24 protein-coding genes are annotated in these 17,070 nt (G+C 54.1%); all 24 read left to right on the top strand.

The genetic code is table 11. From position 1 onward, the window contains the following. The first annotated feature begins 88 nt into the window (after nucleotides 1-88). Nucleotides 89-871, top strand: a complete 783-nt coding sequence (locus BU251_RS00435) for an ABC transporter permease (RefSeq protein ID WP_128698952.1) — start codon at nucleotides 89-91, stop codon at nucleotides 869-871. A gap of 34 nt (nucleotides 872-905) precedes the next feature. Continuing rightward, the gene (locus BU251_RS00440; protein WP_128698953.1) at nucleotides 906-1,823 is read left to right on the top strand and encodes a DUF2156 domain-containing protein; all 918 of its coding nucleotides are present in this window, start codon (nucleotides 906-908) and stop codon (nucleotides 1,821-1,823) included. Nucleotides 1,824-1,875: 52 nt separating this feature from the next. Beyond that, nucleotides 1,876-2,247, top strand: a complete 372-nt coding sequence (locus BU251_RS00445) for a cyclophilin-like fold protein (protein WP_128698954.1) — start codon at nucleotides 1,876-1,878, stop codon at nucleotides 2,245-2,247. Beyond that, on the top strand, nucleotides 2,244-3,407 hold the full coding sequence (locus tag BU251_RS00450; RefSeq protein WP_128698955.1) for a DNA recombination protein RmuC: 1,164 nt from the start codon (nucleotides 2,244-2,246) through the stop codon (nucleotides 3,405-3,407). The genes BU251_RS00445 and BU251_RS00450 overlap by 4 nt, the downstream gene beginning before the upstream one ends. Further along, entirely contained in the window at nucleotides 3,397-3,615 is a 219-nt protein-coding gene (locus BU251_RS00455) for a DUF167 domain-containing protein (protein ID WP_128698956.1), read from the top strand. The genes BU251_RS00450 and BU251_RS00455 overlap by 11 nt, the downstream gene beginning before the upstream one ends. Continuing rightward, nucleotides 3,615-4,349 carry a peptidoglycan editing factor PgeF gene (gene pgeF / locus BU251_RS00460; RefSeq protein WP_128698957.1) on the top strand — a complete coding sequence of 245 codons (735 nt, stop codon included), beginning with the start codon at nucleotides 3,615-3,617 and terminating at the stop codon, nucleotides 4,347-4,349. The genes BU251_RS00455 and pgeF overlap by 1 nt, the downstream gene beginning before the upstream one ends. A 73-nt stretch (nucleotides 4,350-4,422) precedes the next feature. Then, nucleotides 4,423-5,238: a thioredoxin domain-containing protein gene (locus tag BU251_RS00465; protein ID WP_128698958.1), complete on the top strand. Its 816-nt coding sequence runs from the start codon at nucleotides 4,423-4,425 to the stop codon at nucleotides 5,236-5,238. Nucleotides 5,239-5,336: 98 nt separating this feature from the next. Then, complete coding sequence (locus tag BU251_RS00470) at nucleotides 5,337-5,570, top strand: glutaredoxin family protein (protein ID WP_128698959.1); 234 nt, start codon at nucleotides 5,337-5,339, stop codon at nucleotides 5,568-5,570. A gap of 3 nt (nucleotides 5,571-5,573) precedes the next feature. Next, entirely contained in the window at nucleotides 5,574-6,488 is a 915-nt protein-coding gene (locus BU251_RS00475; protein ID WP_128698960.1) for an NAD(P)/FAD-dependent oxidoreductase, read from the top strand. A 4-nt stretch (nucleotides 6,489-6,492) separates the two neighbouring features. Then, nucleotides 6,493-6,822 (top strand): divalent-cation tolerance protein CutA, encoded by a 330-nt coding sequence (cutA, locus tag BU251_RS00480; protein ID WP_128698961.1) that lies wholly within the window; start codon nucleotides 6,493-6,495, stop codon nucleotides 6,820-6,822. Beyond that, the gene (locus BU251_RS00485; protein WP_228767814.1) at nucleotides 6,819-7,490 is read left to right on the top strand and encodes a cytochrome c biogenesis protein CcdA; all 672 of its coding nucleotides are present in this window, start codon (nucleotides 6,819-6,821) and stop codon (nucleotides 7,488-7,490) included. Before cutA ends, BU251_RS00485 begins: the two co-directional genes overlap by 4 nt. After that, entirely contained in the window at nucleotides 7,487-7,990 is a 504-nt protein-coding gene (locus BU251_RS00490; protein WP_164908788.1) for a peroxiredoxin family protein, read from the top strand. Before BU251_RS00485 ends, BU251_RS00490 begins: the two co-directional genes overlap by 4 nt. 238 nt (nucleotides 7,991-8,228) lie before the next feature. Then, complete coding sequence (locus BU251_RS00495; protein WP_228767815.1) at nucleotides 8,229-8,639, top strand: Fur family transcriptional regulator; 411 nt, start codon at nucleotides 8,229-8,231, stop codon at nucleotides 8,637-8,639. 388 nt (nucleotides 8,640-9,027) lie between these two features. Next, a complete protein-coding gene (locus tag BU251_RS00500; RefSeq protein ID WP_128698964.1) occupies nucleotides 9,028-9,576 on the top strand; it encodes a 2-oxoacid:acceptor oxidoreductase family protein in 549 nt (182 codons plus the stop codon). 245 nt (nucleotides 9,577-9,821) lie between these two features. Then, complete coding sequence (locus BU251_RS00505) at nucleotides 9,822-10,085, top strand: 4Fe-4S binding protein (protein WP_128698965.1); 264 nt, start codon at nucleotides 9,822-9,824, stop codon at nucleotides 10,083-10,085. 51 nt (nucleotides 10,086-10,136) lie between these two features. Then, a complete protein-coding gene (locus BU251_RS00510; protein WP_128698966.1) occupies nucleotides 10,137-11,315 on the top strand; it encodes a transketolase C-terminal domain-containing protein in 1,179 nt (392 codons plus the stop codon). Further along, nucleotides 11,312-11,434 (top strand): hypothetical protein, encoded by a 123-nt coding sequence (locus BU251_RS09575; protein ID WP_275405393.1) that lies wholly within the window; start codon nucleotides 11,312-11,314, stop codon nucleotides 11,432-11,434. The genes BU251_RS00510 and BU251_RS09575 overlap by 4 nt, the downstream gene beginning before the upstream one ends. 320 nt (nucleotides 11,435-11,754) lie before the next feature. Next, complete coding sequence (porB, locus tag BU251_RS00515; RefSeq protein ID WP_128698967.1) at nucleotides 11,755-12,624, top strand: pyruvate synthase subunit PorB; 870 nt, start codon at nucleotides 11,755-11,757, stop codon at nucleotides 12,622-12,624. 154 nt (nucleotides 12,625-12,778) lie between these two features. Beyond that, nucleotides 12,779-12,940, top strand: a complete 162-nt coding sequence (gene rd / locus BU251_RS00520) for a rubredoxin (RefSeq protein WP_128698968.1) — start codon at nucleotides 12,779-12,781, stop codon at nucleotides 12,938-12,940. Nucleotides 12,941-12,948: 8 nt separating this feature from the next. Next, the gene (locus BU251_RS00525; RefSeq protein ID WP_128698969.1) at nucleotides 12,949-14,007 is read left to right on the top strand and encodes a Yip1 family protein; all 1,059 of its coding nucleotides are present in this window, start codon (nucleotides 12,949-12,951) and stop codon (nucleotides 14,005-14,007) included. Next, nucleotides 14,004-15,191, top strand: a complete 1,188-nt coding sequence (locus BU251_RS00530) for an FprA family A-type flavoprotein (RefSeq protein WP_128698970.1) — start codon at nucleotides 14,004-14,006, stop codon at nucleotides 15,189-15,191. Before BU251_RS00525 ends, BU251_RS00530 begins: the two co-directional genes overlap by 4 nt. A gap of 63 nt (nucleotides 15,192-15,254) precedes the next feature. Further along, a complete protein-coding gene (locus BU251_RS00535; protein WP_128698971.1) occupies nucleotides 15,255-15,728 on the top strand; it encodes a ferritin-like domain-containing protein in 474 nt (157 codons plus the stop codon). 94 nt (nucleotides 15,729-15,822) lie between these two features. Next, nucleotides 15,823-16,005 carry a ferredoxin gene (locus BU251_RS00540; RefSeq protein ID WP_128698972.1) on the top strand — a complete coding sequence of 61 codons (183 nt, stop codon included), beginning with the start codon at nucleotides 15,823-15,825 and terminating at the stop codon, nucleotides 16,003-16,005. A 156-nt stretch (nucleotides 16,006-16,161) separates the two neighbouring features. Continuing rightward, nucleotides 16,162-17,013, top strand: a complete 852-nt coding sequence (amrS, locus tag BU251_RS00545) for an AmmeMemoRadiSam system radical SAM enzyme (protein WP_128698973.1) — start codon at nucleotides 16,162-16,164, stop codon at nucleotides 17,011-17,013. Nucleotides 17,014-17,070 lie beyond the last annotated feature (57 nt).

Below are 17,070 nucleotides of genomic sequence, written 5' to 3' on the forward strand. Positions count from 1 at the left end.
TAACCAAATAATTCTCAATAACCAATGATCAAACAGAAGCTTTTGTTTGGTCGTTGGAACTCGGGTATTCTTTGGTCATTCAAACAAGATGATTTTAAAAAAACTCAGTTGGAAATTCTGGCGTGTCTGGCAGAGGAATTTCGACGTCTATCTGGCGACGTGGAAAGTGAATTTTATCCCGCCTTTGCTTGAGCCCGTGCTGTATCTTTTTGCCTTCGGCATCGGGTTGGGCGGGCTTGTCCAGAAGGTTTCCTATATGCACGCCGACATTTCCTATATGGCCTTTATCGCGCCGGGTCTTGTGGCCGTCGCCGTCATGAACCACGGTTTTTTTGAGACGACTTACGCTTCTTTTGTCCGGATGTATTTCCAGAAGACATTCGACGCCATCCTCTCGACGCCCCTGGCCATAGAGGATATTATTTTCGGGGAATTGGTCTGGGGGGCGACCAAGGCGTTCATGGCGGCGGCGATCATGTTCGCCGTCCTGTTGGGTTTTGGGCTGATCGTTCTTCCGATGGGGCTGTGGGTTCTTGCCGTCGCCTTGCTTGCGGGCATGGTCTTTTCGGGGCTGGGCATGTGTTTCACGGGCCTGGTGAAGAACATCGAGATGTTCAATTTCCCGGTTTTCCTTTTTATCACGCCTATGTTTTTGCTGAGCGGTGTCTTTTTTCCCCTCGAGACCCTCCCGGGATGGGCCCAGGCCGTCGCACGGATCTTTCCGCTCACCTATGTGGTTTCCGCCTTGCGAGGCCTGGCCTTGGGCCGTCCGACAGGCGGGATACTGCTTGATATGCTGGTTCTGGCGGCCCTGGGCATTGTTTCGTGCTGCATCGCTATCGTCTTGATGAAAAAGAGGCTGTTGAAATGAGTCCCTTGAGTTGATCTTCTCCACAGGTGCCCGCATGATTGTCGACACGAAAGGTACGGCGGATATTCCTTTTTTCCCTCGCCTACGGCCGTTGCGGCGGGATGACAAAGCTCTCCTGGACCGCTTGTTCATCGCTTATCCTCTGACGATCTCGGAGTACACATTTACGAACCTTTTTGCCTGGAGAACGTCATATGATTTTTGTCTTTCGCGCCTCGGTGAAACGGTCCTGATCGTCTCCCGCCGCCGGGAGCGTCTGGATATTTTTGATCCCCTGTGTCCGGCGGCAGAAAAGCGGAAAGTGGTCGAGCAATGCCTTGGTTCATCGGCCGGCGCGCCGGTGGTCTTCGTGCGTCTGCCCGAAGAGACAGCCGTTCCTCTGCAGGCGTCCGGCCGCTTTGCCGTCAAGGAAGAGAGGGATCATTTTGATTACCTTTACCGCACCAGTGACCTGATCGGGCTGAAGGGCGCTGCCTATGACGGCAAGAGGAATTTCATTAAGCGGTTTAAGGAGACATGCGCCTTTGAATTCATAGAAATGAAAAGAGAGGATGTGGAGAGCTGTCTGTCTTTCCAGGAAGAGTGGTGCCTGGCCAAGGACTGCCAGCGTACCGAAGGGTTGGCTCATGAGCGGGAAGCGGTCGAGGAGATCCTCGGGAATTTTGAGGGCCTCGGCGTCAGAGGGGCGATGATCCGCGTCGGCGGCAAGGTGGAAGCTGTGACCATCGGCGAGGCGTTGAATCCTAGAACATTCGTGATTCACATCGAGAAAGCGAACGATGTCTGTACAGGGATTTACCAGGCGATCAATCAGATGTTTTGCGCCGCCGCGGCCGCAGGGTTTGATTTCGTCAACAGGGAGCAGGACCTTGGCGTGCCGGGGTTGCGTCAGGCCAAGGAATCCTACAAGCCTTGCGCGATGGTCAAAAAATACACGCTGGCCGGAAAATGAACAGGGGCCGGGGCGTAGACGTCCTCGTCTCCTTACGTTATAATGATGCCGTATGCGCATCAAGATCACGATCGCGGAAGTCACGGTTTTTGCCGAGCTCAATGAGTCTAAAACGAGCCGACTGATTATTTCCAGGCTTCCCTTGGAGTCAAAAGCCGAGTTATGGGGTCAGGAGGTTTATTGTTATATTACACCCAGGGCCGGGCTTGAAAAAGAATACACCCGCGACGTGATGGAGGTCGGCGATGTGGCCTATTGGCCAAAGGGGCCGTGTTTCTGTCTGTTTTTCGGCCTGACGCCGAACAGCCGCGGCGGCAAGATCATGCCGGCGAGTTCCGTCACTTTCCTAGGGCGGATCGTCGGCGATCCCCTCATCCTTAAAAAAGTCAAAGAGGGAGATATCCTTAGAATGGAGCATGCATGAGTGTGCCGTTTTTACACATACTGACCGGCATGGCTGCCGGTCTGGTCCTGGCTTTGGTCGTTTTTTGGGTGAAAGGCCTTTTGGGACGCAAAACAGCCCTGGGCCAGGAACAGCAGCTGACCCAGGCCGTGGATCGGCTCAAGGGGATTTTCGCCAGCTTGTCCCTGGAGGCGCTTTCCAAGAATTCCGAGGAGTTTCTTAAACTGGCTCATGAGAAATTCCAGGGCTTGAGCGCCATGGGCGAGAAGGACCTCGCCGGAAAAAAAGAGCTCATCGACAGGACGCTGGAAGAGATGAAGGAGGAATTGCTGCGTGTCAAAGACCTCATGAACGGCCTGGAGAAGGACCGCGTGGAGAAATTCGCCAACCTATCGAAGGACATCGAGCGGATGAACGTCGAGACTTCCAGGCTCCAGGAGACGACCGACCATCTCCGGACGGCCCTGGCTTCGACCAAGGCCATCGGTCAATGGGGGGAACGCATGGCAGAGGATGTTTTGCGCCTGGCGGGTTTCATCGAAGGCGTCAATTATGCCAAACAGAAGGCCCAGGGGCAGACCCGACCGGACTACACCTTTTTCTTGCCGCAGGGGTTGAAGCTCAACATGGATGTCAAGTTTCCCCTGATGAATTACCAGAGGTTTTTTGAGGCCAAAAACGAGCAGGAGAAGGATGCCTATAAGACGCAGTTCCTGCGCGATGTACGCCAGCGCATCAAGGAAGTCACGACGCGTGATTATATCGATCCCCAGGAGCGGACGCTGGATTATGTGATCGTATTCATCCCGAATGAGCAGGTCTATGCCTTCATCAATCAGAATGACCGTATGATCCTGGATGAGGCCATGAAGCAGCGCGTGATCTTCTGTTCGCCTCTGACGCTCTACGCGATCCTGGCGGTGATCCGCCAGGCCATGGATATGTTCCGTCTGGAAGGCACGACACGCCAGATATTTTCCGTCCTTGAATCTTTCAAGAAACAGTATCAGGCGTTCTGCGCGTCGTTGGAGAAGATGGGCGAGCGGCTGGAAGATGCCCGCAAAGAATATGATGCGCTTGTCACTACGCGCAAGAACCAGCTTGACAGGCAGATCAAAAAGATCGAAGACCTGCGCCAGGCGGACGACGCCGCACAGCTCGAGGGGCCTCGTGATTCTTGAAGTCAAGGTCATTCCAAAATCCTCCCGCAATGAGGTCGTGCAGGAAGCCGACCGCCTGAAGGTCTATGTGAGCGTTGCGCCTGAAAAAGGCAAAGCCAACAAGGCTTTGGTTGGACTCATCGCCGAGCATTTCTCTGTCCGCAAGAGCGATGTCCGTATCAGGCAGGGTCTTCACGCGCATACCAAGATCGTTGAAATCCCCGGATAATGACAGAGGCGCTTGTTCTCCACAAGGAAGGGAACCGCTACAGGCTTAAAGTCTTTGAGGCTTTTGGCGCGCAGGCGTTTTTTACAACACGGCCTTTGGACATGTCTTTTGAGAATCCCGACAGGCGCCGGGCGCTCGCGGCCGCCGGCATCGACACAGGGGAGCTTGTGTGCCTTTCCCAGGCGCACGGCGATCGCGTCCTTGTCGCCGGCTGGCAACACAGGCGGGCCGGCGTCGCAGGGCGGCCGACAGCCATCCAGGCCACGGACGCCCTTGTGACCGGCACAAAAGGGGTTTCTTTGTCGGTCTTGACGGCTGATTGTCTGCCCGTTTTTATGCTTGATACGGAAAAGAGAGTCATTGCGATGGTCCATGCCGGCTGGCGGGGTCTGCATCTGCGGATCGTTTCTCGTGCAATGTCGACGATGACGAAGAGTTTCGGCAGCCGGCCCGAGGATGTCCTGGCGGCGTTTGGGCCGGCCATAGGGCCTTGTTGTTACCGCGTAGGCGAGGAATTTGTTTCTATGTTTCCCTCGGCCGTTGTGCGCCGCAGAAGAGACGTCTTCATGGATTTGGCCTCGTGCGCCCGCGCGGAGTTGGAGGCGTGCGGCGTGCCGGCAGGAAGGATCGTGGAAAGCGGTATCTGCACGTCTTGCCGGAACGGGGAATTCTATTCCTACAGGCGTCAGGGAGAGGCGGCAGGACGCCAGGTGTCCGTCCTGAGGCTTTGTTGAGCGTTTTTCTGTTTTGCGCGGCGTTGCGCAGGCATATTATTCGTGGTAAGATGACGGGGACAGGTGAAAAATCATGGTCAAATTGATAGAGATCAACGATACGCAATTCAATGCCTTGGTGTTGAAGGCTTCCTTGCCCGTCTTGGTCGAGTGCGCCAGCCCGGAATGCATTATCTGCAAGGCGATGGCCCAGCGCGTCCGTGAAGCCGCCCGCGATTACCTGGACCAGATGCTTTTTTTCCGGCTTAACGTCAACGAAAGCCGGCGTTGGAAGGATTACGGCGTACGGGTGATCCCGACACTTTTGTATTTCAAAGGGGGAGAGTTGGCGGCCCGGCAGGAGACTTTTCCCGAGATCGAAGAGATCCAGGGGCAGATCCGGGTTGTTTTGGGTCAAGACGCCGGCACCGGCGGGCCAGTGGCTGAACTGAAGAACGCCATGGACTTGGAACATGCGGCCGCCCAGTTCTATAAGTATGTGGCTGCCAACGTGCGCAACGGCCGGGCCAAGGAACGTTTCCGTCAACTGCAGCACCAGTCCATAGCGCACCATGAGATCTTGGGGAGGAAGTATAAGGAGTTGTCCGGCGAGTCCTACCAGCCGGCCGAAAAGATCGTCGATCCAGGTCTGAAACCCTATGGTTTTTCCCTTCTGGGAGCGATGAAAATGGCCATTCGGCTTGAGGAGAAGCTCCTGGCTTATTATAAGAAGCTCGCAAAGTCCAGGATCAAGCCCGCCGAGAAGGAGTTATTCAAAAAGATCATCAAGGAGGAGGGCTTGCACCTGAAGGCTGTTCGGCAGGAGAAGGCCTACGCGCAGCGCCGGGAACTGGAAAGCTCCCTAGAAGTTCCTGAACAATCCAGTTGGCTGAACAAGGTGTTCGAATGAACAAGACAAAAGGTCCCTCGTCTCAGGCACAAAGACGCTGAAGGAGGCCCGGAGTCAAGCTCAGGCAAATAGATTCAGCGGGAAAACGAGAGGTCGATATGGTCCGTGTCAAAGTGTATTCTACGCCGACGTGCCCTTATTGTATCCGTGCGAAAAAATATTTGTCGGATAAGGGTGTTGATTTTGAGAATATCGATGTCTCGGCCGATGAAGAAGCGTTGAAACAGATGGTTGATGTTTCGGGACAGATGGGCGTGCCCGTCTTGGTGATCGACGGCGAAGTGATTGTGGGCTTTGACCAGGCCAGGATCGACCAGAAGTTGGGGCTTTAAGGTATGCTGGATCTTGTCATTATCGGCGCAGGCCCGGCGGGGATTACGGCTGCGATTTATGCCGCCCGTAAAAAAATCGACTTTGTCCTTGTGTCTGAGGACTTGGGCGGCCAGACGGCCTTGAGCGCCGATGTGGAGAATTATACCGGCTATCAGTTCATCACAGGACCGGACCTGGCGGCCAAGTTCGAAGAGCATCTGCGTCAATTCGCCATCACCTTTTATAACGGCGAAGCGGTGACGCGGATTGCCTGGCAGGCCGAAGGGGCCGGCGGCGGGTTTGCCGTCGAAAGCGCCAAGGCCTCTTATGCGTGCCGTTCCGTGTTGATCGCCTCGGGGCGCCGGCCCCGGTGGCTGGGAGTGCCCGGCGAAGAGAAATTTCGCAACAAGGGCGTCAGTTACTGTGCGACATGCGACGGGCCGCTGTTTTCCAAAAAGACGGTGGCGGTCATCGGCGGCGGCAACTCGGCCCTGGATGCGGCGCTGCAGATGGTGAATATCGCCGAGAAGGTATATCTCGTCGATATCAATGCCGCGCTCGGCGGCGACGAGATCATGCGCCGCAAGGTTCAGGTATCGCCGAGGGTCGAGGTTTTGAATAACGCAAAGACAGTGGAGATCGCGGGCGATCGTTTTGTCACATCTCTGAAGGTTGAAGTTTCGGGAAAGCCGCGGGAACTGGCTGTGAGCGGTATCTTCGTGGAGATCGGTTCGATTCCCAACAGCGAGATTGCGGATTTTGTGGACAGGAATGATGCCGGTGAGATCGTCGTCGATTGCCTCAACAGGACCAGTGTTCGGGGCGTCTTTGCCGCCGGCGACGTCACAACCGTGCCTGAGAAGCAGATCATCGTGGCCGCCGGCGAAGGCGCCAAGGCGGTCTTGGGTGTTTCCCGCTACTTGATGCAGGAAAAATGAGAAGATGAAATACTGCATGGTTTTCATGACGGCGCCGCAAGGCCCCGAGGCCAGGTCTCTGGCAGATATGCTTTTGAAGAAAAGGCTCTGTGCGTGCGTCAATATCGTCAAGGGCATGGCGTCTTTTTTCTGGTGGCAGGGAAGGATCGATGCGGCCAGGGAATCGCTTCTGATCGCCAAGACCGAGCAGCGGCTTTTGAAGAAGATCGTACGGGAGGTCCGCCGGGTGCATAGTTACAGTGTCTGCGAGATCATTGCGATGCCGATTGTCGCGGGCAGCGCCCCTTATCTGGAATGGATCTCAGCTTCTTTAAGAAAGGGCAGAACGGCATGATTTCGGGTGGTAATCCATTTGAGTTCATCCTGGTTTTCGGCGCAGGCGTCCTGGTAAGTTTTTCGCCTTGTGTCTATCCGCTTTTGCCTGTGACGATCGGCTATATCGGCGCCGGTGCCCAGAAAGACAGGCTTCACGCTTTCATTTTGAGCCTCATTTATGTCCTTGGCATGGCCATTACCTATAGCATCCTCGGTGTCTTTGCCAGCATGACGGGGAAGATTTTCGGACAGATCAGCTCCAGCCCCATCTCTTTCTTCATCATCGGCAACATCTGCATTGTCTTTGGTCTTTCGATGCTGGGGGTCTTTGAAATGCACTTGCCGAACTTCTTTTTAAACAAGATCAAGGGACGCAAGTCGAAGTTTTCTGTTTTCCTTCTGGGGATGACTTCGGGGTTGATCGTCGGGCCGTGCACGGCCCCTGTCCTGGGCGCCATCCTTGTCTATGTGGCGACCAAGCAGAACCTTTTTTACGGTGTTTTTCTTCTTTTCAGCTTTGCCTACGGCATGGGGGCTTTGTTGATCCTGGCAGGGACATTCAGCGGTTTGCTGGCAGGAATGCCCAAGTCCGGACAATGGATGTATACGATCGAAAAAATCGGCGGCGTGCTTTTGATCCTGACAGGAGAATATTTTCTTGTCAATATGGGGAGGGCTTTGATATGAGGCTGAGGATGGTCCGTTGTTTTATTTTTGTCTGGATATTGACCGTGTTTTCTTGCGTCCACAACGTTTCGGCCTCGGCATCCGTGAGACGGACACAGTTGGTCGGCAGCATCGCTCCGGATTTCACCCTGGAAACAACTGCTGACACCAAAGTGGCGCTGCGGGATTTGCACGGCCACGGCGTCATTCTCTTTTTCTTTACCACGTGGTGTCCCTATTGCCGCGAAAAGCTTCCATTGCTGGCGGGTGAACGCCGGAAGATGGAGGAGGGCAAGATCAAGCTTCTCCTTGTTGATGCCGGTGAAAGCAAGGCCAAGGTGAAGGCGTTCATCGAAAAACAACAGCTGCCTTTTGCGGTCCTTCTGGATAGCAACACCCTCGTCGCTGAAAGCTACGGCGTGGTCGGCGTGCCGACCTTTGTCTTGATCTCCTCTGACGGGGACGTCGTCTGGACGGGGAACGAATTGCCGGGTAATTATCGTAAGCTCCTGGGGCGCTGAAACATCTCCAAAAGACTCCCTTGACAGGATCTCCCAAAATCCTTAAAATAATAATAAGAATGATTATTATTTAGTACCCGTCACGCTCGAGCAGGCACGAGATTTTCCCGCCTTCCAAATCATCGGCAACGGCTTTAAAGAGACCGGCAAGGGATTTTTGTCCCTGCAAAGCCGCCCCGCAATCACGGAGAGGCTTTTCGTGGGTGAGGCCCTGTGCGGTGCGTCTGGGAGAATGACCATGAAAAAGATGTCTCAAAACTACCGGATCACGAAGCAGCGGCAAAAGATCCTGGAGCTTTTGACCAACACCAGGGAACACCCCACGGCGGATCAGATTTATAAAAAGTTCAAGGGAAAGTTTCCCCGTCTGAGCTTGGGCACGGTCTATCGTAATCTGCGGATTTTGAAAGAACAGGGTCAAATCTGGGAGTTGGACTTCGGTACGGGCCTCAGTCATTTCGATGCCGTTGTGCATTCGCATTATCACTTTATCTGCAAGAATTGCCGCAAAATCTACGATATCCGCATTCCTTCCATCAAAGAGTTGGATGATAGGGTGCGCACCCTGACAGGCTTCAGGATTTATTCGCACAGACTGGAGTTCTTCGGTCTTTGCGACGCTTGTAATGCGCGGCAGATCGTGCGTTGAAAAATGCCCTTCGTGTCTTGAGGGTGTTCGTTTTTTCGCAATCAATGTCCTTGATTTTATTTTCTTTACCTAATATAATGGAAAATCCTTTGCGGCTTGGGAACATCGCTCTTTGCTTATGCGCTTGTAAGTTTTTCCAGGGTAGGCCGTCGGTCTGGCGCAGCCGGCCAGGACGGCCATAAGGGGGCAGACCTCCGCATTCCACATAGCGGAGGGTCTAATCTCGCCAGAGGCGGAAGGATGAAGGAAATAAACGTTGCTCCCCGTGTAAGCATCTTGACAATTTATGCCTGCACCCAGTCCTCGCAGAGCTCGGACGGGCAGCCATAAATTCTCAAGATACACGTGGAGTTGATTCCGCCAGAGGCGGAATTAAGGAGGAATTCATATGAAGGAGATCAGGATACACGCCAGGGCCGGACAAGGGGCTATTACCACCGCCGGCATCCTGGGTTACGCTTATTTTTTGAAAGGCCAGTTTCCCTATGCCTTTCCTCATTTCGGCGCCGCGCGGATGGGCGCGCCGATGAACGCCTTTGTGCGTATTGACGATAAGCCTGTGCGTTTGAGGAGCCAGGTCTACGAGCCGGATTATCTGATCGTCGTGGATGCGACGCTGATGAGAGGATATAATTGCTATGTCGGTTTCAAGGATGACGGCGTCGCGGTGGTGAATGAAAGGGACGGCGTTGAGATCCCCAAACCCAAAGGGAAACAGAAGCTTTTTATTGTTCCCGGCAACAAGATTTCCATGGATATCATGGGTAAGGCCCTGTTGGGCAATACCGTGCTTTTGGGGGCCTATGCGGCGGCGACGGGTCAGCTGACGCTTGATGATTTGACAAAGGCCATCCGTGAGCGGTTCGGCGGCAAGGGGCAGAAGGTCGTCGACATGAACGTTGAGGCGCTGAGGCGCGGATTTGATTTTGTCAAATAAGGCCATAATTTACAGAGCGATAGCGATGTAAATTATACGGCCGCATTTGACCCAGCACAAATTTTACTGTGTTCTTATTTCAAACAAGGAAGGATGGCACGTAAAACAGCAATTATGTTTCTTGTGCCACCATGTGGTAAAATTCGTGCTGGGTTTAATTCGCGGACGTCCCGCAAGAAACCGGGACTACAGTTTATCTCGTCCTTTGGACTCCATAAACTGTCCGCTCATTAAAGGAGATACGCATGAAAGGTCATATGACGTCAAAGCCGGGTTCCAGCGTCGCCAACAAGACGGGTTCCTGGCGCACGGAAGTCAAGCCGAAGTTTCTCAGGAAGAACTGCATCGCCTGCAGGATGTGCGTGTATATTTGTCCCGAAGGGATCATCTCCGGCGAAGGGAAGAACACGTTTGGCTGCGATCTGGATTATTGCAAGGGTTGCGGGAGCTGCGCGGCCATCTGTCCGAAAAAGGATATCGAGATGGTTTCTGAGGACGAGAAGATATAGCCTGTCCCGGCCTTGTTTTGTCGGGGTCTATTTACCAGAGAGGATGTTCATATGAAAGAGTTTGTAGAAGGTTCCCATGCGGTAGCAGAGATCATCAAGAGGTGCCGCCCCGGCGTCGTATCGGCGTATCCAATCACGCCGCAGACGCATATCGTTGAGGACCTCGCCCAGATGGTTTCGAACAAGGAGTTGAACGCGCAGTTCGTCAACGTCGAGAGCGAGCATTCCGCGGCATCCGTGGTCCTCGGCGGCGAAGCCACGGGCGTGCGTTCTTATACCGCGACGAGTTCCCAGGGGTTGCTCTTGATGGCCGAGGTCGTTTTTAATATCGCCGGCATGCGTCTGCCCGTCGTCATGACGACGGCCAATCGCGCCATTTCAGCTCCGATCAACATCTGGAACGATCAACAGGATGTCATGGTCGTCAGGGATTCCGGATGGGTCTTGTTCTTTGCCGAAAGCATCCAGGAGGCTGTCGATCTGCACCTCCAGGCTTACAAGCTCGGCGAGGATCCGGATGTCATGCTGCCCGTGATGGTCAATATGGACGGCTTTATTCTCACACACGGCATGGAGGTTGTGGACATGCCTTCTCAGGAAGAGGTGGACCGGTATCTGCCTGCCTACAAGACGACCTATAAGCTCGATATCGACAATCCCCAGACGATGGGGTATCTGGCGGATCCGGATTATTATCTGGAGATCCGCTACATGGTCCAGGAGACACACAGGGAGCTTTTGAGCAAGATCCCCGGGCTCGCCGCCGAGTTCAAGAAGGCTTTCGGCCGCGAGAGCGGCGGCCTTATCCAGACCTATCGCATGGAAGATGCCGAGCAGGCTTTTGTGGCGGCCGGCTCTGTCTGCGGGACGATCCGCGACGCGATCGACGAGTTGCGCGCCAAGGGAAAGAAGGTGGGGCTGGTCAAGATAGCCACCTACCGGCCTTTCCCGAAAGATGCGATCGTCGCCAGCCTCAAGAATGTCAGGGAAGTGGCGGTCGTGGATAAGAGTATTTCTCTGGGAGGTTTCGGTCCTTTTTACACGGATGTGACGTCGGCCTTGTCGTCTTTGGGGACGAAGGCCCCCAAGACGAGCGGTTTCGTCCTGGGTCTGGGCGGCCGTGACATCCGGGTCAAGTCTATCCTCGACGTTTATGAGGCGCTGGGCGGCAAGCAGGTGGATTGCGCCTTTATCGGCTTAAAGCAGGAATTGCTTGCGGAGACGAAATGAGCATTGAACTTTTGCTCGAAACGCTCGAAAATTTCTGCCAAGACTCGGCCAGCGAAGCTGGCCAGTCGGCAAAAATTTCCTACCTGGCAAAATGGAGTTTTGCCGAGACTCGGGATTAATTTTGTAACCCACGAGGGGTAGGCCTTCCCCATACCATTAAAGGAAGGGCCTAATTTTGCGCCGCAGAAAGCGGCGCACTGGCCCTTCCGATATGGCCAGGTGTAAGGAAGAGAAACCCTGTTATAGGCAAAATAAGGAATAAACGTTTATCCCTCGTCTCAACGCTTGTAAATTTTTGCCACGACGGGTCGGCAAAAATTTCCTGCGCAGACTCGGGATTAACCCCACAAGGGGGTAGACCTGCGCAATACCGAATAAGCGAAGGGTCTAATTTTGTAAGGAAAGGGCCTAATTATAGGCAAAATTAAGGAGCTTAACAATGACAGAGACGTTATTCAAGCCGGGTCATACAGCGTGCGCAGGATGCGGTCAGGCGATCGCGGCGCGCCTGGTCATTGATGCCGCCGGAAAAAACACCATGATCGCCAACAATACCGGGTGCCTGGAGGTATTCTCGACGAAATACCCGGAATCGGCATGGTGCGTTCCGTGGATCCATTCGCTCTTCGAGAACTGCGCGGCTGTGGCTTCGGGTGTTGAATCCGGGCTGAAGTATCTGGGTAAGAAAGACGCGATCAACGTGATCGCGCAGGGCGGAGACGGCGGGACGGCCGATATCGGCCTCCAGGCGCTCTCCGGGATGCTGGAGCGCGGCCACGATGTGCTTTATGTCTGCTATGACAATGAGGCTTACATGAATACGGGGATCCAGCGCAGCGGCTTAACGCCGACGACCTCCAACACAACGACAACTCCACCGGGATCCGCTTCTTTCGGCAATCCCCGGCCCAAGAAACCCATGCCGGACATCGCCGCCGCCCACGGCATCCCCTATGTGGCGACAGCCTCCGTCGGCTATCCTCAGGATATCCAGAAGAAAGTCAAGAAGGCCCTGAGCATCAAAGGGCCGAAATACATCCAGATCCATGTGCCGTGCCCCCTGGGGTGGAGGCATGAATCTTCCCAGACATCCGAAGTGGCCAAGCTTGCGGTTGAGACAGGGCTTTATCCGATCTTCGAATACGAGAACGGCCAGCTCGTCCCGCGCAAGATCGCCTCTGTCAAGCCCGTCGAGGAATACCTTAAGATCCAGGGGCGGTTTAAGCATCTTCTCAAGGACGAGAAAGGCCTCAAGGAAATCCAGGCCGTCGCGGATTACAATATCCGTAAGTACGGCCTCTCCGTTTAAAGCGCAGGGATAAGAAAAACCTATGCGGCTCCCTGTTTAAGCGCTTGATGATTTTTTCCAGGGTTCGGCCGGACAGGGCCGGCCAGCCGGGAAAAATTATCAAGCAGACCGGGAGTTGGTTTTGCAGGGCGATGGCCCGGAAGGGACAAAACCAATGGAAAAATGGGAGTGCACCGTTTGCGGCTACATTTACGATCCCGCCAAAGGCGATCCTGACAACGGCGTTGCGCCGGGCACAAGGTTTGAAGATATCCCCGACACTTGGGTTTGCCCTGAGTGCGGCGTCCCCAAAGATAATTTCCGCAAACTCGCCTGATTTCGCCTATGTCGCAGAGAATTCCGACTTCTTCCATCGTCGCCTGGGAGCAGGCAGACGGATTTGGGGCCATGCTGCGGTCTTTGGCTGTTGCCGTCGCTTCATTATTGCTGCGTCCCGTTGATTTTTTCCGGACACTCAAGAGCGCCGGCGGCGTCCCTGTCCGCCAGAGGGTCATCCGCGCGCTGGTCTTTGCCCTCCTCTTGGGATATCTCAAATTGGCCTTCGATGTCGCCAACATCTTTTGGCTGAAACATCTTTCGAGCCATGTCATTTCCCCTGAGCTGCGGGCCCAGATGTCGTTTGTCACCTTTTCGGCCATGCACTCGCCGTTTTTCGTCCTGCGGCCGCTTTTGGTCCTGGCCGTCACCCTGGTCTTTGTTTCGGCCGGCATCAAGCTTGTCCTTGGGTTCGATAAGTCCCTCTTTCCGGTTTTTTTCATTGTTTGCTACAAGAGTGCGGCGGACATTTTTTATGCGCTTCCTGTTGTGGGGGGATTGTTTGCGTCGGTCTGGGGTTTGGCCCTCATTTTGATAGGCGTACGCGAACTCTATGGTGTCCCGGTCTGGCGGGCGGTGACGTCCGCCGTTATCCTGCCGTTTTTACTGATATCATTCCTTGCGCTTTCCGTCGGGCCGGCCCTGAACCGGACCCTGATCAAGTTCTATCCGGAGCTCCGCAGCCAGGTCATGAGGTTGAACGACATGACCGCTTACATGTATACGCTCAGCATCGTTAATGCCGCCAAGACCTATAAACAGGAGCTGGGCTTTTATCCCGTGAACCTCGATGTCTTGAAAAAATATATTTCCAGGTCCGTTACCGATGATGTAAGCGACCCCAACAACGCCAGCGGCTACGTTTATTCCTACATCAAGCAGGACGAGAGTCATTTTACCGTCCAGGCGTCTCCCGTAAAGATGAATGCTTCGGGGCGTTTTGTTTTTTATTCCGACGAGACGGGGCAGGTGCGCTTGGGAGGGCCTTCCGGTGCCGTTATCAGGGATACGCAGGAACTTGAGATGCATGAGCAGGCGCCGGGGTCGAAAAAAGAAGGTGCATCATGAAAACCGTCGAGCTGAAAAATAAGATTTACTGGGTCGGCGCTGTTGATCATCACATCAGGGATTTTCATGGCTATCGCACGCCTCAGGGAACAAGTTACAACGCTTATCTCATCGTGGATGATAGGCTCACCTTGGTCGACACCGTCAAAAAAGATTTCGGGTGCGACCTGTTGCGCCATGTGGCCTCGATCGCAAACCCGGCGAAGATAGATAACCTCATCATCAATCATGTGGAGATGGACCATTCGGGTTCCATCCTCGAGGTCCTGGCGGCTGCCCCCAAAGCTAAAATCTATTGCACCCCGAAGGGAAAAGAAGGGCTCTTGAGGCATTACGGCATTCGTGACAGGGAATTCCATCTGGTGAAAACAGGAGACAGGCTTTCGATAGGCCGCAAGACTCTTTTATTCTTTACGGCCCCTATGGTTCATTGGCCGGACAGCATGTTTACCTATTGCGTGGAGGATAAGGTTCTTTTGCCGAATGACGCCTTCGGTCAGCATCTGGGGCATCCTTTGCGTTTCGCCGACGAGATAGGCGAGGATTATTGTATGGAGGAGGCCGCCAAGTATTACGGCAATATCCTGATGCCCCTGGGCGACGTCATTGCAAAAAAGCTTGAAGAATTCACGGCATTGCAGCTGCCTATCGACATCATCGGCCCGAGCCATGGCGCCATCTGGCGCAAAAATCCGATGCGCGTCGTTGAGGCTTATGGGCGCTGGACCGCAAGAGAGACCCTTTCCAAGGTCGTCATTGTTTACGATACAATGTGGGGATCCACGGATAAACTGGCCAGGTCTTTGGCGGAGGAGATCGCCGTCCCGGGCGTGGAGGTGAAGATTTACAACATCCGCAGCAGCGATAACAGCCAGATCATCCGCGATGTGCTGGATGCGCGCGTCCTGCTTTTGGGGTCGCCTACTCTCAACGCCGATATGTTCTGGACCATGGGCGGTTTCCTGACATATCTGCGCGGGCTAAAACCCAGAAACAAGAAAGTAGGGATATTCGGTTCCTACGGCTGGGCCGAGGGTGCATCGCGGCGCATCGCCGGTGAAGTCGAGGCCATGGGGCTGGAGTCGATCGGTCCTCCGTTCGAAGTTCAGTATGTGCCCTCAGAAGAAGAGTTGAGCAAACTGGCGGATTATGCTAAAGTGGTAGTCCAAGCGGCCCAAAGATGAGAGGCAAGCAGGTCCGGAGAACTGTAAAAAGAGAACGCTAAAACGGGAAAAAAGGGGGTATCCATGGGTAAAAAATTCAGAGAAACGTCAGGGGTCGATCTTAAGGAACTTATCGCGGATCTGAACCGCGCCTATTGCGATGAATGGCTGGCGTATTACGCTTATACCTATATGGCTTCCGTTGTTTCCGGCAAGGGCTATGAGGATATGGAAGAGTTTCTCAAGAAGATTGCCGGCGACGAGCTGGAACACCAGGGCGAATTGGCGGATATGATCATTAAGCTCGGCGGCATGCCCTTCAGGGCGTTCGGGGAGATCGAGAAGAATGCCAATTTCCCGTATCCGGCGCCGCCCAAAGAAACGGATGATTACGACAAGATCATCAAGTTTGTGATGGAAGCCGAAGGCGGGGCCATCGAGGTTTACCGCAAGATCGCCAAGAAAACCCTCGGCAAAGAGGATGTGGTTTATCAGTTGGCGACCCATATCCTTTCCGAAGAAGTGACGCACGAAGAGATGTTCGAAAACTTGAAATAAGAAAAGAAGGCCCTTCGTTTCCGACTTAAACGCTGATAGAGACGAGGGGTCGATGTCAGACAAACAAATTCAGCGGGAAATCGAGAGGACAATAATGGCAAAAGTTACCGTTGATGCGGCCACATGCGTCGGCTGCGGCCTATGCGAACAGAACTGTCCAGAAGTATTTGAAGTCAAGGATGACGGCATCGCTCATGTCAAGGCCCAGCAGTGTTCCAGTTGCAATCTGCAGGAGATTGCGGATATGTGCCCTGTGAACGCGATCAAGGTGGAGTAGTTTCCGCAAGGACCACACCACCCGTTCTTCTATGAGAGCGGGTGGTGTTTTTGTTTTATCTCGGCTCGGCCTCCGGCCAGGCCGAGATAAAACAATCCACTACCGTTTTGTGGCGGCCGGATGGATCAGGGGCCGAAGGTGAAACAGGGGGCGGTCATGAAAGAAGCTCTGTATTACGATAAGAGCCAAGATGGTGGCGTGCGTTGCCGGCTTTGCCCTCAATTTTGCCGGATCAAGGAGGGGGCCAAGGGATTTTGCGGTGTCCGGATCAACCAAGGCGGCAGCCTCTATACTCTTAATTACGGCCGGGTGGCTTCTCTTGCGCTTGACCCCGTTGAAAAAAAGCCGCTGTATCACTTTCATCCCGGCGGGATGATCTTGTCTGCCGGCACCGTTGGGTGCAACCTTTCCTGTCTTTTCTGCCAGAATTGGAGCATTTCCCGGGAAGTCCAGACGCCGACAGAACCTATGACGGTCGAGGATCTGATCGTACAGGCGCGCCGCCTGGATTCTTTTGGGATCGCCTATACCTACAATGAGCCTTTTATCTGGTATGAGTTTGTTGTGGAAGCGGCAGAGGCGGCCAGGGGGGCTGGATTAAAGAATGTCCTGGTGACCAACGGCTTTGTCAATCCGGAGCCCCTGGCGGAGCTCCTGCCTTATATCGATGCGGCCAATATCGATATTAAGTCTATCCGGGATGATTTTTACAAAAAGGTATGTTCTGGGGGCGCCGGACCCGTCCTGGAGACGATCAAGGCCATGGCAGGCAGGTGTCATGTCGAGCTGACAAATCTTCTGATCCCGACGCTCAATGACAGCCCCGAGGACATCTCAGGGCTGGTCGACTGGATTGCCGCCAATGTCGGTCCGAATATTCCGCTGCACTTCTCTCGTTACTTCCCCTGTTATAAAATGACGATCCCGCCGACCCCGCCGGAAAAACTTTTTGAGGCGCAGGCTATCGCCGAAAAGAAGCTTAAACACGTCCACTTGGGAAACATTTAGACGGCCTTTCCTGGAAGTCGCAGGTTGCCCCGATATCTTTATTAAATAGGAAGCCGC

This window comes from Candidatus Velamenicoccus archaeovorus (genome assembly GCF_004102945.1).
Lineage (GTDB): Bacteria > Omnitrophota > Gorgyraeia > Velamenicoccales > Velamenicoccaceae > Velamenicoccus > Velamenicoccus archaeovorus.

What these genes read in the sequence shown, in the direction of transcription:
- BU251_RS00540 (WP_128698972.1), top strand. Translation starts at nt 15,823, where the DNA reads ATGGCAAAAGTTACCGTTGATGCGGCCACATGCGTCGGCTGCGGCCTA.
- BU251_RS00440 (WP_128698953.1), top strand. Translation starts at nt 906, where the DNA reads ATGATTGTCGACACGAAAGGTACGGCGGATATTCCTTTTTTCCCTCGC.
- BU251_RS00510 (WP_128698966.1), top strand. Translation starts at nt 10,137, where the DNA reads ATGAAAGAGTTTGTAGAAGGTTCCCATGCGGTAGCAGAGATCATCAAG.
- BU251_RS00505 (WP_128698965.1), top strand. Translation starts at nt 9,822, where the DNA reads ATGAAAGGTCATATGACGTCAAAGCCGGGTTCCAGCGTCGCCAACAAG.
- BU251_RS00500 (WP_128698964.1), top strand. Translation starts at nt 9,028, where the DNA reads ATGAAGGAGATCAGGATACACGCCAGGGCCGGACAAGGGGCTATTACC.
- cutA (WP_128698961.1), top strand. Translation starts at nt 6,493, where the DNA reads ATGAAATACTGCATGGTTTTCATGACGGCGCCGCAAGGCCCCGAGGCC.
- BU251_RS00450 (WP_128698955.1), top strand. Translation starts at nt 2,244, where the DNA reads ATGAGTGTGCCGTTTTTACACATACTGACCGGCATGGCTGCCGGTCTG.
- BU251_RS00530 (WP_128698970.1), top strand. Translation starts at nt 14,004, where the DNA reads ATGAAAACCGTCGAGCTGAAAAATAAGATTTACTGGGTCGGCGCTGTT.
- BU251_RS00495 (WP_228767815.1), top strand. Translation starts at nt 8,229, where the DNA reads ATGAAAAAGATGTCTCAAAACTACCGGATCACGAAGCAGCGGCAAAAG.
- BU251_RS09575 (WP_275405393.1), top strand. Translation starts at nt 11,312, where the DNA reads ATGAGCATTGAACTTTTGCTCGAAACGCTCGAAAATTTCTGCCAAGAC.
- BU251_RS00465 (WP_128698958.1), top strand. Translation starts at nt 4,423, where the DNA reads ATGGTCAAATTGATAGAGATCAACGATACGCAATTCAATGCCTTGGTG.
- pgeF (WP_128698957.1), top strand. Translation starts at nt 3,615, where the DNA reads ATGACAGAGGCGCTTGTTCTCCACAAGGAAGGGAACCGCTACAGGCTT.
- BU251_RS00490 (WP_164908788.1), top strand. Translation starts at nt 7,487, where the DNA reads ATGAGGCTGAGGATGGTCCGTTGTTTTATTTTTGTCTGGATATTGACC.
- BU251_RS00435 (WP_128698952.1), top strand. Translation starts at nt 89, where the DNA reads ATGATTTTAAAAAAACTCAGTTGGAAATTCTGGCGTGTCTGGCAGAGG.
- BU251_RS00475 (WP_128698960.1), top strand. Translation starts at nt 5,574, where the DNA reads ATGCTGGATCTTGTCATTATCGGCGCAGGCCCGGCGGGGATTACGGCT.
- porB (WP_128698967.1), top strand. Translation starts at nt 11,755, where the DNA reads ATGACAGAGACGTTATTCAAGCCGGGTCATACAGCGTGCGCAGGATGC.
- BU251_RS00470 (WP_128698959.1), top strand. Translation starts at nt 5,337, where the DNA reads ATGGTCCGTGTCAAAGTGTATTCTACGCCGACGTGCCCTTATTGTATC.
- rd (WP_128698968.1), top strand. Translation starts at nt 12,779, where the DNA reads ATGGAAAAATGGGAGTGCACCGTTTGCGGCTACATTTACGATCCCGCC.
- BU251_RS00445 (WP_128698954.1), top strand. Translation starts at nt 1,876, where the DNA reads ATGCGCATCAAGATCACGATCGCGGAAGTCACGGTTTTTGCCGAGCTC.
- amrS (WP_128698973.1), top strand. Translation starts at nt 16,162, where the DNA reads ATGAAAGAAGCTCTGTATTACGATAAGAGCCAAGATGGTGGCGTGCGT.
- BU251_RS00485 (WP_228767814.1), top strand. Translation starts at nt 6,819, where the DNA reads ATGATTTCGGGTGGTAATCCATTTGAGTTCATCCTGGTTTTCGGCGCA.
- BU251_RS00535 (WP_128698971.1), top strand. Translation starts at nt 15,255, where the DNA reads ATGGGTAAAAAATTCAGAGAAACGTCAGGGGTCGATCTTAAGGAACTT.
- BU251_RS00525 (WP_128698969.1), top strand. Translation starts at nt 12,949, where the DNA reads ATGTCGCAGAGAATTCCGACTTCTTCCATCGTCGCCTGGGAGCAGGCA.